At 71.4% G+C, this 13,049-nt stretch carries 11 protein-coding genes; 5 read left to right on the plus strand and 6 right to left on the minus strand.

The window, feature by feature from the left end; translation table 11 throughout:
- The first annotated feature begins 50 nt into the window (after positions 1-50).
- The 5 genes from GB864_RS00905 to GB864_RS00925 are packed head-to-tail and all read left to right on the plus strand — an operon-like array spanning position 51 to position 5,317.
- Positions 51-1,325 (plus strand): sensor histidine kinase, encoded by a 1,275-nt coding sequence (locus GB864_RS00905; RefSeq protein WP_160422399.1) that lies wholly within the window; start codon positions 51-53, stop codon positions 1,323-1,325.
- Entirely contained in the window at positions 1,322-2,011 is a 690-nt protein-coding gene (locus GB864_RS00910) for a response regulator (RefSeq protein WP_160422400.1), read from the plus strand. The genes GB864_RS00905 and GB864_RS00910 overlap by 4 nt, the downstream gene beginning before the upstream one ends.
- A gap of 52 nt (positions 2,012-2,063) precedes the next feature.
- Positions 2,064-2,513, plus strand: coding sequence for a helix-turn-helix domain-containing protein (locus tag GB864_RS00915; protein WP_160422401.1), 450 nt, complete (start codon positions 2,064-2,066; stop codon positions 2,511-2,513).
- 4 nt (positions 2,514-2,517) lie between these two features.
- Positions 2,518-2,928, plus strand: a complete 411-nt coding sequence (locus tag GB864_RS00920; protein ID WP_160422402.1) for a VOC family protein — start codon at positions 2,518-2,520, stop codon at positions 2,926-2,928.
- 4 nt (positions 2,929-2,932) lie between these two features.
- Positions 2,933-5,317, plus strand: a complete 2,385-nt coding sequence (locus tag GB864_RS00925; protein ID WP_160422403.1) for an ATP-binding cassette domain-containing protein — start codon at positions 2,933-2,935, stop codon at positions 5,315-5,317.
- 294 nt (positions 5,318-5,611) lie between these two features.
- Here the strand turns inward: GB864_RS00925 and GB864_RS00930 are convergent, their stop codons facing one another.
- The 6 genes from GB864_RS00930 to GB864_RS00955 all read right to left on the minus strand — a co-directional run bounded on the left by GB864_RS00930 (position 5,612) and on the right by GB864_RS00955 (position 12,952).
- Positions 5,612-7,054 (minus strand): rhamnulokinase, encoded by a 1,443-nt coding sequence (locus tag GB864_RS00930; RefSeq protein ID WP_160422404.1) that lies wholly within the window; start codon positions 7,052-7,054, stop codon positions 5,612-5,614.
- Between the two features lie 160 nt (positions 7,055-7,214).
- Complete coding sequence (locus tag GB864_RS00935) at positions 7,215-9,251, minus strand: bifunctional aldolase/short-chain dehydrogenase (RefSeq protein ID WP_160422405.1); 2,037 nt, start codon at positions 9,249-9,251, stop codon at positions 7,215-7,217.
- 219 nt (positions 9,252-9,470) lie between these two features.
- Positions 9,471-10,637, minus strand: a complete 1,167-nt coding sequence (gene rhaI, locus GB864_RS00940; RefSeq protein WP_160422406.1) for an L-rhamnose isomerase — start codon at positions 10,635-10,637, stop codon at positions 9,471-9,473.
- 64 nt (positions 10,638-10,701) lie between these two features.
- Positions 10,702-11,097 (minus strand): L-rhamnose mutarotase, encoded by a 396-nt coding sequence (locus GB864_RS00945; protein WP_236778793.1) that lies wholly within the window; start codon positions 11,095-11,097, stop codon positions 10,702-10,704.
- Between the two features lie 87 nt (positions 11,098-11,184).
- Entirely contained in the window at positions 11,185-11,505 is a 321-nt protein-coding gene (locus tag GB864_RS00950) for a putative quinol monooxygenase (protein WP_336603829.1), read from the minus strand.
- A gap of 1 nt (position 11,506) precedes the next feature.
- Positions 11,507-12,952 carry an L-fucose/L-arabinose isomerase family protein gene (locus tag GB864_RS00955; protein WP_160422407.1) on the minus strand — a complete coding sequence of 482 codons (1,446 nt, stop codon included), beginning with the start codon at positions 12,950-12,952 and terminating at the stop codon, positions 11,507-11,509.
- Positions 12,953-13,049 lie beyond the last annotated feature (97 nt).

Genomic DNA, 13,049 nt, shown 5'->3' on the forward strand with positions numbered 1-13,049 from the left:
ACCGCGACCGGGTCGCCCGCACCATGAGCGGGATGGACGAGGATCGGCACATGGATGCACGCACGGCGCCGCCGCCGCTCGGACCGGACCGGATGCCGATGCGGCATCGGGTGCCGGCGTGGGTCTGGGACGTGCTCGTCGTGGGATTCTCGCTCGTCGGGGCCTTCGCGCCGTACCGCGATCCGGGGGCCCGCGCTCACGCCTCCCTGCCCGACCTGCCCGGCGTCGCCCTCCCGGTGCTCCTCTACGTCGTCGTGGGCCTGCAGGCCGGCGCGCTGCTGCTCCGCCGACGTCTGCCGTTGGCGGTGTTCGTCGGGGAATCCGTGCTGCTCCTCGTCGGCAGCGCCCTCGCCGGGGTCGGAATGCCGTTCGCGATCCCGGTGGCGCTCGCCGTCTACGGCCTCGCCAAGCGCCGTCCGCGCCGGGTCGGACTCATCGCGGTGGGCTCGGTCGTGGTCGCGTACGTCGTCGTCGAGTACGCCACGGGCAATGCCGTCGGCCTCGACCCGCGGGTCTTCCCCGGGCCGGTCATCATCGCCTTCGCGGGCGCCGCGGGCGACGGCAACCGGTCCCGTCGCGCCTACGTCGCGATGCTCGCCGAACGCGCGGAACGCGCGGAGGCGACACGGGAGTCCGAGGCGAAGCGACGTGTGGCGGAGGAGCGGCTGCGGATCGCCCAGGACCTCCACGACGCCGTGGCCCATGAGGTCGCGGTCGTGAACCTGCAGGCGGGCGTGGCCGCTCGCGCGATCGCCCCGGACCGCGAGCCCGACCTGCCGCGCGCGCGGGAGGCCGTCGACACGGTCGGCCGGGCCGCGCGCGGCGTGCTCGAGCAGATCGGCACGCTGCTCTCGGCGCTGCGGGCGGACAGCGCCGGCGGGTCGGCGCCGACGGGACCGATGCCGGGCCTCGGCGCCCTCGACGAGCTCGTCGCCGACTTCGCCGAGTCCGGTCTGCAGGTCGGCGTGCGCCGCGAGGGGAGGTCCGCGTCCGTACCGGCCGACGTCGACCGCGTCGCGTACCTCGTCGTGCGCGAGGCGCTCACCAACGCCCACAAGCACGGTGCCGAGCATCGGGCGCACGTGCTCGTCGAACAGGATGACGCGTCGCTCGAGCTGAGCGTCGTCAACCCGGTCGGACCGGATCGCTCCGGAGGAGCCCCGAGCGGCTACGGCCTCGTCGGCCTCCGCGAACGCGTCGGCGGGGTCGGCGGGGTCCTGATCGCCGAACGCGACGGCGGTGTCTTCCGGCTGCGGGTGCGAGTGCCGCTCGGCGGCGGCGCGGGGCATCCCGGAACCGACGAGTCGGGGGAGGTCGTCGGATGACCGTGCGCGTGCTCCTCGTCGACGACCAGCCGCTCATCCGCGGCGCCGTCGCCGCCCTGCTCGACGTCGAGCCGGATATCGAGATCGTCGGCGAAGCGGGCGACGGGCGGCGGGGCGTCGAACTCGCCGGCACGCTGGTGCCCGATGTCGTCGTCATGGATCTGCGGATGCCCGTGCTCGACGGGATCGCCGCGACGCGCGCCATCACGCACGATCCGGCGCTCGCCTCGGTGCGGGTGCTCGTGCTCACGACGTTCGAGGACGACGAGAACGTCGCGCTCGCGCTGCGCGCCGGGGCATCCGGGTTCATCGGCAAGGGCACCGACCCGGCCGACCTCGTCGAGGCGGTGCGCACCGTGCACGCGGGCGACGCGCTGCTCTCCCCGCAGGCGACCCGGGTGCTCATCGAGCGCTACGTGCACGGCGGCGGGGTGCCGGCCCCCGAGGCATCCTCGCCGCTCGGACGCGCACTGGCGACCCTCACCGAACGCGAGCGGGAAGTGCTCGTCCTCGTCGCGTCCGGCCGCTCGAACGAGGGCATCGCCGGGCGCCTGGTCATCTCGCCGCACACCGCGAAGACCCACGTCAACCGCGTGATGGCCAAGCTCGGCGCGCACGACCGCGCCCAGCTCGTGATCGCGGCCTACGAGGCCGGGCTCGTGCGACCGGGCGACCGCGCGGACTGAGCGCGGCGTCCGGCGGTTGAGGGCGTCGGCGGTGCGTGGCAGCATCCGGAGGGTGACCGCTCCCGCCGACCGCGCTCAACGGCTCCGCGACCTCGCCGTGCTGCGGCGGGTGCGCGACCGCATCGACCGCGAGTACGCCCAGCCGCTCGACGTCGAGTCGCTCGCGCGCGGCGCCAACATGTCCGCCGGGCACTTGAGCCGGCAGTTCAAGGCCGCCTTCGGCGAATCGCCCTACTCGTACCTCATGACGCGGCGCATCGAGCGGGCCATGTCCCTGCTGCGCCGCGGCGACCTCTCGGTGACCGACGTCTGCTTCGCAGTCGGATCGTCGTCCCTCGGCACCTTCTCGACGCGCTTCACCGAGCTCGTCGGCGTGAATCCGAGCGAGTACCAGCGCCAGCATGCGGATGCCACCGAGGGGCTGCCGACCGTCGTCACGAAGCACGCGGGCCGACCGATCAGGAATCGAGAAGCGGGCTTCGACCTCGCGTCCCTACGGTGAAGCCATGGACATCACGATTCAGAACTCCTTCCTCCCGCACGTCGACCCCGACGAGTCGATCGCGTTCTATCGCGAGGTGCTCGGCTTCGAGGTGCGAATGGACATCGGCCACGGCCCGATCCGCTGGGTGACGATCGGCTCGCCCGCCCAGCCCGACACGGCGATCGTGCTCTACCCGCCGTCGGCGACCCCCGGACTCACCGACGACGAGCAGCAGACGATCGCCGAGCTCATGGCGAAGGGCTCGTTCGGCACGGTGGTGCTCGCCTCCGACGATGTGGACGGCGCCTTCGAGCAGGCCGTCGCGGGCGGTGCGGAGATCGCGCAGGAACCGATCGACCAGCCCTACGGCGTGCGCGACTGCGCGCTGCGCGACCCGGCGGGCAACATGATCCGCATCCAGGCGGCACACTGATCGCATGACGGACAACGCCGCCCCGCCCGCTGCCGCCCAGCATCCCGCCGACGCCCACGACCGCATCAGCGTCGTCGGGGCGCGCGAGCACAACCTCCAGGACGTCTCGCTCGACCTGCCCAAGCGCCGCCTCACCGTCTTCACCGGGGTGTCGGGATCGGGCAAGAGCTCGCTCGTCTTCGCGACGATCGCCGCCGAGTCGCAGCGCATGATCAACGAGACGTACTCGTCGTTCGTGCAGGGCTTCATGCCCTCGCTCGCGCGCCCGGAGGTCGACCGGCTCGAGGGCCTCACGACCGCGATCATCGTCGATCAGGAACGGCTCGGCGCGAATCCGCGCTCGACCGTCGGCACGGTCACCGACGCGAACGCGATGCTGCGCATCCTCTTCAGCCGGCTCGGGCAGCCGCACGTCGGGGCGCCGCAGGCGTTCTCGTTCAACGTGCCCTCGGTCTCGGGCAAGGGGGCGATCTCGGTCGGCGGCGCCGAGAAGGAGGTGCGGGAGTTCAACCAGCTCGGCGGCATGTGCCCGCGCTGCGAGGGCACCGGGCGGGTGAACGACATCGACGTGACCCAGCTCTACGACGCGACGAAGTCGCTCAACGACGGCGCGATCACCATCCCCGGCTACACGGCCGGCGGCTGGAGCGTCAAGCAGTACAGCGAGTCCGGTCTCCTCGATCCCGACAAGGCCATCGGCGAGTACACCGAGAGCGAGCTCGCCGACTTCCTCCACAAAGAGCCCGTCAAGGTCAAGATCAACGGCATCAACATCACCTACGAAGGCCTCGTCTCGCGCATCCGCAAGTCGATGCTCTCGAAGGATCCCGAGTCGATGCAGCCGCACATCCGCGCCTTCGTCGAGCGGGCCGTCGCCTTCGCGACCTGCCCCGAGTGCGAGGGCACCCGGCTCGCTCCGCACGCGCGGGCATCCAAGATCGACGGCAAGAGCATCGCGGATGCCTGCGCGATGCAGATCTCCGACCTCGCCGAGTGGGTGCGCGGGCTCGACGAGCCGACCGTGGCCCCGCTGCTCGAGACGCTCGCGCAGACGCTCGAGTCCTTCGTCGACATCGGCCTCGGCTACCTCTCGCTCGACCGGCCCTCGGGCACGCTCTCCGGCGGCGAGTCGCAGCGCACGAAGCTCATCCGCCATCTCGGCTCGGCCCTCACCGACGTCACCTACGTCTTCGACGAGCCCACGATCGGGCTGCACCCGCACGACATCCAGCGCATGAACTCGCTGCTCGTCGCGCTGCGCGACAAGGGCAACACGGTGCTCGTCGTCGAGCACAAGCCCGAGACGATCGAGATCGCCGACCACGTCGTCGACCTCGGACCGGGTGCGGGTTCGGCCGGCGGCCGGATCATGTTCGAGGGCTCCGTCGCAGGGCTGCGCGCGAGCGGCACGCTCACCGGCCGCCACCTCGACGACCGCGCCAAGGTGCGCGAGTCGGTGCGCGAGCGCACGGGCGCCATCGAGGTGCGCGGGGCGACGAGCCACAACCTGCAGGGCGTCGACGTCGACGTGCCGCTCGGGCAGCTCGTCGTCGTCACGGGCGTCGCCGGCTCCGGCAAGAGCTCGCTCATCCACGGTTCGGTCGCGGGGCGGCCGGGCGTCGTCGCCATCGACCAGAGCGCCATCCGCGGCTCGCGCCGCTCGAACCCGGCGACCTACACGGGGATGCTCGAGCCGATCCGGTCGGCGTTCGCGAAGGCGAACGGGGTCAAGCCGGCCCTGTTCAGCGCGAACTCCGCGGGCGCGTGCCCGAACTGCAACGGCGCCGGCATCGTCTACACGGAGCTCGGCCCCATGGCGACCGTCGAGACGGTCTGCGAGGTCTGCGAGGGCAAGCGCTTCGACGCCTCCGTGCTCGACTACAAGTTCGGCGGCCGCGACATCAGCGAGGTGCTCGGGATGCCCGTCGCCGAGGCGCGGGAGTTCTTCGCCGCGAGTGAGTCGAAGGTGCCGAAGGCCGCGACGATCCTCGGCCGCCTCGTCGATGTCGGGCTCGGGTACGTCAGCCTCGGGCAGTCCCTCACGACGCTCTCCGGCGGCGAGCGCCAGCGGCTCAAGCTCGCGACCCAGATGGCCGAGCAGGGCGACGTCTACGTGCTCGACGAGCCGACCGCGGGGCTGCACCTCGCCGACGTCGAGCAGTTGCTCGGCCTGCTCGACCGGCTCGTCGAGTCGGGCAAGTCGGTCATCGTGATCGAGCACCACCAGGCCGTCATGGCGCACGCCGATTGGATCATCGACCTCGGGCCGGGTGCCGGCCACGACGGCGGCCGCATCGTGTTCGAGGGCACCCCGGCCGAACTCGTCGCGGCCCGCTCGACCCTCACCGGGCAGCATCTCGCGGAGTACGTGGCTTCGTCGGTCGAGTAGGCGCGCACACCACGCTGGTCGAGTAGGCGCGCAGCGCCGTATCGAGACCCCGTTGGTCTGCTCGCGGTGGTCTCGATACGCTTCGCTACTCGACCGGCGCACTGTTGGTCGAGTAGGCGCGCAGCGCCGTATCGAGACCCCGCAGGTCCGCTCGCGGTGGTCTCGATACGCTTCGCTACTCGACCGGCGCACTGTTGGTCGAGTAGGCGCGCAGCGCCGTATCGAGACCCTGATCGGCTTGCGGGGTCTCGATACGCGGCTTCGCCGCTACTCGACCAGCGGGCGGCTTCGCCGCTACTCGACCGACGAAGCGCGCGGGTCGTAGCGCAGCGGCGGGAAGGCCGTCGCGACGATCGCGCGCAGTTCCTCGAGGCTCGCGCCCGTCGCCCCCTGCGCGCGGGCCTGCACGAGGACGTTGCCGATCGCGGTCGCCTCGACGGGGCCGGCGAGCACCGGGATGCCCGATCGGTCGGCCGTGCGGCGGCAGAGCAGCGTGTTGAGCGAGCCGCCGCCGACGAGGTGGATGACGTCGACGTCGCGGCCCGTGAGCTCGGCGGCCGTCTGCACCGTCTTCGCGAAGGCCTCCGCGAGCGACTCGATGATCGACCGGGTGAACTCCGCCCACGAGGCCGGCACCGGCTCGCCGTGCTCGCGGCACCACTCGGCGATGCGCGCCGGGAGATCGCCGGGGGCCGCGAAGCGGGCGTCATCCGGATCGAAGACGGCCACGGGCGTCGTGATGGCGCCGGCTTCCGCGATGAGCGTCGGCAGGTCGATCGCGGAGCCGGACTCGAGCTCCCACTGGCGCACCGACTCCGAGAGGAGCCAGAGGCCCATGACGTTGTGCAGGAAGCGCACGCGTCCGTCGACGCCGCCCTCGTTCGTGAAGTTCGCCTCGCGGGCGGCGTCGCTCGTCACCGGGTGCTCGAGCTCGAGCCCCACGAGTCCCCACGTGCCGCACGAGATGTACGCGGCGCGCGAGGCATCCTGCATCGGGATGCCTACGACGGCGGACGCCGTGTCGTGCGAGCCGACCGCGACGACGTCGATCGGGCGGTCCGCGCCGATCTCGCGTTGGACGTACGGCAGCGTCGCGCCGATGCGCTCGCCCGGGTCGACGAGCCCGGGGAAGATGCCGCGCGGCAGGCCGAGCAGCTCGATGAGCCCGTCGTCCCATTGCCCGGTCGAGACGTCCACGAGCCCCGTCGTCGACGCGTTCGTGCGCTCGGCGACGGCATTGCCCGTGAGGAAGTAGCCGAACAGGTCGGGCACGAGCAGCAGCGCGTCGGCGAGGCCGAGCAGCGGTCCCTCGGCGCGCTCCGCCGCGAGCTGGTAGAGCGTGTTGAACGGCAGGAACTGCAGCCCGTTGCGGCGGTAGAGCTCGGCGAACGGCACGAGCGCGTGCGCCGCCTCGACGCCGGCCGCGGTGCGGGCGTCCCGGTAGTGGTACGGGGTGCCGAGCATCCGGCCGCCGCCGAAGAGCGCGTAGTCGACGGCCCACGAGTCGACCCCGATCGAGGCGATCGACGGATGCTCGCGCACGGCCGCCGCGAGGCCCGTGAGGGCCCCGCGGTAGAGGCCGAGCATGTCCCAGTGCAAGCCGTTCGGCGTCGGCACGGCGCGGTTCTCGAAGCGGCCGAGGGTGCGCATCGACAGCTCGCCGCCGCCGACCTTCCCTACGATGACGCGGCCGCTCGTCGCGCCGAGGTCGACGGCGGCGACCTCCACGGGGGTCATCGGGTGCTTCCATCCGCTGGTCGAGTAGCGAGGCACGAGCGTATCGAGACCTGGTGAGGATCCCCGCCGGGCCCCGGCAGGCTTGTCACGAGGTCTCGATACGCGGCTTCGCCGCTACTCGAACAGCCGGAGGCGCGCCGACTCGACCAGCGGAACGCGCTCATCGGAGGAACGCCGCCGCGACGCCGGAGTCGACCGGGATGTGCAGGCCGGTCGTGCGGCTGAGCTCGGGGCCGGTGAGCACGTAGACCGCGTCGGCGACGTTCTCGGGGACGACCTCGCGCTTGAGGATCGTGCGGTTCGCGTAGAACTGCCCGAGGTCCTCTTCCTTCACGCCGTAGGTCGCGGCGCGGTTCGCGCCCCAGCCGGCGGCGAAGATGCCCGAGCCGCGCACGACGCCGTCGGGGTTGATGCCGTTGACGCGCACGCCGTGCTCGCCGAGCTCGACCGCGAGGAGGCGCACCTGGTGCGCCTGGTCGGCCTTCGTCGCGGAGTACGCGATGTTGTTCGGGCCGGCGAAGACCGAGTTCTTCGAGGAGATGTAGATGACGTCGCCGCCCATCTGCTGCTCGATGAGGGCCTTCGCGGCGGCCTTCGCGACGAGGAACGAGCCCTTCGCCATCACGTCGTGCTGGAGGTCCCAGTCGGCCTCGGTGGTGTCGAGGAGCGACTTCGAGAGGGAGAGGCCGGCGTTGTTGACGACGAGGTCGATGCCGCCGAAGGCGAGCACGGTGGCGTCGATCGCGGCCTGCACGCCCGCGGCGTCCGCGACGTTCGCGGCGACGCCGATCGCCACGTCGGTGCCGCCGAGCTCGGCGGCCGAGGCCTGCGCCTTCGCCAGGTCGAGGTCGGCGACGACGACGCACGCGCCCTCGGCCGCGAGGCGGGTCGCGATGGCCTTGCCGATGCCGGAGGCGGCGCCGGTGACGAACGCGATGCGGCCCTGATGGGTCTTCGGCTTCGGCATCCGCTGGAGCTTGGCCTCCTCGAGGGCCCAGTACTCGATCGCGAACTTCTCGGCGTCGGAGATCGGCGTGTAGGTCGAGACCGACTCGGCGCCATGCATGACGTTGATCGCGTTGACGTAGAACTCGCCGGCGACGCGGGCGGTCTGCTTGTTCGCGCCGAAGCTGAACATGCCCACGCCCGGCACGAGCACGATGAGCGGGTCGGCGCCGCGGATCGCGGGGGACTCGGCCGTCGCGTGGGCGTCGTAGTAGGCCTGGTAGTCGGCGCGGTACACCTCGTGCAGCTCCTGCAGGCGGGCGAGCTGGTCTTCGACGGATGCCGTCGCCGGCAGATCGAGGATCATCGGCTTGACCTTGGTGCGCAGGAAGTGGTCGGGGCAGCTCGTGCCGAGCGCCGCGAGCTCGGGCGCCCGCTCGGATGCCAGGAAGTCGAGCACGACCTCGGCATCGGTGTAGTGGCCGACCATGGGCTTGTCGGTCGACGCGAGGCCGCGGATCGTCGGCGCGAGGGCGGCGGCGCGGGCGCGGCGCTCTTCCTCGGGCAGGGCCTCGAAGCCGGCGCGGACGCCGCCGAACGGATCGGCCGCGCCGTGCTCGGCGAGGTACGCCGCCGCGGTGTCGATGATCCAGCGCGAGTTGGCCTCGGCCTCCTCGGACGTGTCGCCCCACGCGGTGATGCCGTGGCCGCCGAGGATCGTGCCGATCGCCTGCGGGTTCGCGGCCTTGACGCCCGCGATGTCGAGCCCGAGCTGGAAGCCCGGGCGGCGCCAGGGCACCCACACGACCTTGTCGCCGAAGATCTTGCCCGTGAGCTCCTCGCCGTCGGCGGCCGTCGCGATCGCGATGCCCGAGTCGGGGTGGAGGTGGTCGACGTGCGCGGCATCCACGAGCCCGTGCATGGCGGTGTCGATCGAAGGGGCCGCGCCGCCCTTGCCGTGCAGGCAGTAGTCGAACGCGGCGACCATCTCGTCCTCGCGGTCGAGGCCGGGGTAGACGTCGACGAGGGCGCGCATGCGGTCGAGGCGCAGCACGGCCAGGCCCGACTCGGTGAGCGTGCCGAGGTCGCCGCCCGAGCCCTTCACCCAGAGCAGCTCGACGGGCTCGCCCGTGACCGGGTCGGTCGCGGTGCCCTTGGCGGACGTGTTGCCGCCCGCGTAGTTCGTGTTCTTCGGATCGGCGCCGAGGCGGTTCGAGCGGGCGATGAGCTCGGCGGCGGTGGGGTTCGTCATGAAAGTGGTCCTTCGATGCTTCGTTCGCGATGGATGCTTCGTGCAGCGGGTGTTCCGCCGGTCGAGTAGCGGCGGAGCCGCGTATCGAGACCTCGCAGGGTCCTCGCGGGGGTCTCGATACGCTTCGCTACTCGACCGGCGGAAGGGCGACGGCGCTTCGCGCCGGCTCGACCGGCGGAGGAGCGACGGCGCTTCGCGCCGGCTCGACCGGCGGGAAGCTCACGCGCCCCAGCCCGCCTGGGTGCCGCCGACGCGCTCCGCGGAGACGCGGGCGAGATAGCCCGAGTCGGCGAAGGCGCGCATCGGGTCGGCCGGGAGGCCGCGGGACTCGCGCCACTCGGCGAGGGCGGGGCGGACGTCGGTGTAGAAGGCATCCATGAAGACGCGGTTGGCCTCGAGCACGTCGCCGGAGACCTGGGCGGCGCGCAGCGCCTCGTCATCCACGAGCAGGGCGCGGGCCGTCATCTCCTGGACGTTCAGCACCGAGCGGATCTGGCCCGGGATCTTGTCTTCGACGTTGTGGCACTGGTCGAGCATGAACGCGACGTCGGGGTTGTTCAGGCCGCCGCCGCGCAGCACCTCGTAGATGATGCGGAAGAGCTGGAACGGGTCGGCGGCGCCCACGATGAGGTCGTCGTCGGCGTAGAAGCGCGAGTTGAAGTCGAACGAGCCGAGCTTGCCGAGGCGCAGCAGCTGCATGACGATGAACTCGATGTTCGTGCCGGGGGCGTGGTGGCCGGTGTCGAGGCAGACCATGGCCTGCTCGCCGAGGGCGGCGACCTGGGCGTAGCTCGTGCCCCAGTCCGGCACGTCGGTGTGGTAGAACGCCGGCTCGAAGAACTTGTACTCGAGCACGAGGCGCTGCTCGTCGCCGAGGCGCGCGTAGATCTCCTGGAGGGACTCCTGCAGGCGGTCCTGGCGGCCGCGGAGGTCGGCCTGGCCCGGGTAGTTCGAGCCCTCGGCGAGCCAGATCTTCAGGTCGCGCGAACCGGTCGCGTGCATGATGTCGATGCACTCGAAGTGGTGGTCGATCGCCTTGCGGCGCACGGCCGGGTCCTCGTGAGTGAGGGCGCCGAACTTGTAGTCCTCGTCCTGGAACGTGTTCGAGTTGATCGTGCCGAGGGCGACGCCCAAGTCCTCCGCGTGCTTGCGCAGGTCGTCGTAGGAGTCGACCTTGTCCCACGGGATGTGCAGTGCGACGCTCGGCGCGAGCGCGGTGTAGCGGTGCACCTGGGCGGCGTCCGCGATCTTCTCGTAAGGGTCGCGCGGGGTGCCGGGCGTCGTGAAGACGCGGAAGCGGGTGCCCGAGTTGCCGAACGCCCAGGAGGGCAGCTCGATGGCCTGGGCTTCGAGCTGCTGACTGACGTCGTCGGTGAAGGTCGTCATGATCGTCGCTTTCGTGTAGGTAGTGCGGGTCGGTCGGTCGGGGAGGTCGACGCGGGGCCGACGGTCAGTGGGGCGGTTCGGTCGGAGCGGGCGCGTCGTCGGCGAGCGCCGCGAGCTGGTCTTCGAGGTGGAACACCTCGGTCAGACGGAGGAAACCCTCGTCGGGCGGCACATCGAGATCGACGAAGAATTCGCCCATCTCGGTCTGCCAGCGCTCGTTGACCTCGGTCTGCGCCATGGCGGCCTGCGCATCCGCGATCGACGGCGTCTCGACGTAGCCGATGAGCAGACCGTCCTCGCGGAGGAAGAGGGAGTAGTTGTTCCACCCCGTGCGCTTGAGGGCGACGAGCATGTCCGGCCAGACGGCCGCGTGACGCTGCCGGTACTCGGCGATGCGGTCGGGTTTGACCTGCAGCTGGAAGCAGACGCGCTCCATCGCGGCGTCCGTGCGTTCGCTCATCGTCGAGCCCTTTCTGTCTGAATGAATCGTTTCAAAGCGTAACCCGATCCGGGAGCCCCTGCAACCCGGCGAGCTCGGCGCGAGTCCTCAGCCGACGACGCCGCGCCGCTCGTCTCCGAGCGGGACGGCGTCGAGGAACCACACGTCGTACGGCCTGACGAGCAAGCCGTCGTTGAGCTCGTTCAGGCGCGCGAGCGCTGCGCCGGCCGCATGGGCATCGAGTTCCTCCCGTGAGGACCACCGTTCCACCATGACGACCGTGTCGCCGCCGAGTTCGAGGTGCGCCGCGTACAGTTCGCAACCCGGCTCGGCGTGGACGAGCGGCGAGACCTCGCGGAAGGACTCGATGACCTGCGCGCCCAGTCCGGGCTTCGCCTGGAGCACGGCGACCACGCTGACGGCGGACACCTCACACCTGCCGGAAGTCGATGCCGAGCAGCGACGCCGCCGCGCGGTAGTCGCCCGCCCGGTGCCCGAGCGAGAGCGACCAGTGGTGGCCGATGCCGGTCGCCGACCATTCGTCGACCCACTCGCCGGGGTCGCGCCCGAAGTCGACCCGGCTCGTCGTGTTGCCGATCGCGAGCAGCGGTCCCGGCACCACTGTGCCCTCGGAGGCCACGAACGACAACGCGCCGTCGCGATCCTGGCCGAGACCGAGGAGCGTCACCGGTCCGGCCTGCACGTCGAACTCGACCGAGACGCCCCAGCCGCGCTTGCCGTGGTAGACGCCGAGCCCGCGCAGGAGCGGGTCGCGGCTCGACACGGCGAGGTGCGCCGGACCGTCGTGGCCCATCTCGACGACGTCGTCCTCGAAGTTCAACGCCTGGATCTCGCAGAACGAGCCGCCGGCGCCGACGACCTGCGTCGCGAGCTGCGCGACCGTCGTGCGGAGCTCGTACTCGCCGGTCGTCGGGATCCCGCGGCCGGTCAGGAGCGACGCGCCGAGGATCATGCCGGCACCGAGTCGCTCGTGCTGCTCGCCGGCGAGGCCGCGGTGGTAGTACGCGAGCGAGTCGAGGTCGAAGTCCTCGACGAGCCGGTCGAGGCCGACCGAGACCCGCGCGCCCCACTCGAAGTCCGCTTCCTGCACGGTCTCGTCGAGCGTGAAGATCTCCCGAGCCAGCGTCATGCGCTCCGCGGTCTGGGCGTCGGTGACCTCCTCGACCCGCACGCGGAGGTCGTCGAACTCCAGCACCTCGACGTGCGAGCCGAACGTCGTCGGCAGCAGGGTGAGGTCGGTCGAGACGTCGAGCATGCCCGGGTAGAGGTGGCCCATCAGGCCGTGGCGCGCGTGGCGCAGCGCGGCACGCACATGGGCCGCGTTGATCCAGCGTTCGATGCGCGTCCAGGCCGACTCCTGGCGCAGCCACCCCGAGACCGAGCGGAACGGGATGCCCGCTCGGCGGAAGACGTTGCCGACCTCGGGCACCGGGCACTGCCCGCAGTAGGCGAGCCACTGGCCGGTGTCGAATGCCGCGTGGTCCATCTTCTCGGTGGGCTGCAGGTCGATGACGAGCACCGGGGTGTTCGTGCGCTGGGCGATCGGCAGCACCATCGACGACGTCAGGTACGTCGTGAGGAAGAGCACGATGAGGTCGCAGTCGGCCTGGCGCAGCCGCTCGGCCGCGACGACGCCCTCGGGGGCGTCGGAGATGAACCCGACGTCGGTGACCTCGGCGTCCATCGCCTGGAAGCGCGACGAGACGTATCGAGCCGACTCCCGCAGTTGCGGCAGCAGGTCTGGGAACTGGGGCCAGTAGGTGCCGAGGCCGCCGGCGACGAGCCCGATGCGGGGCTTGCGCCGGGTTTTCGGGGGCAGGAGCGCGCTGACGCTCGCTGCAGCAGGGGTGTCCATGTGAGTCCTTCGATCCGGTGCTGTCGGTGGATTCCACGGCTGCGTTCGGGCGCGATCACCCGGTGCAGCCGTCGAAACGATCGGCAGCGGGATCGGG

The sequence above is a fragment of the Agromyces seonyuensis genome (genome assembly GCF_009789225.1).
In the GTDB taxonomy this organism is placed as follows: Bacteria; Actinomycetota; Actinomycetes; order Actinomycetales; family Microbacteriaceae; genus Agromyces; species Agromyces seonyuensis.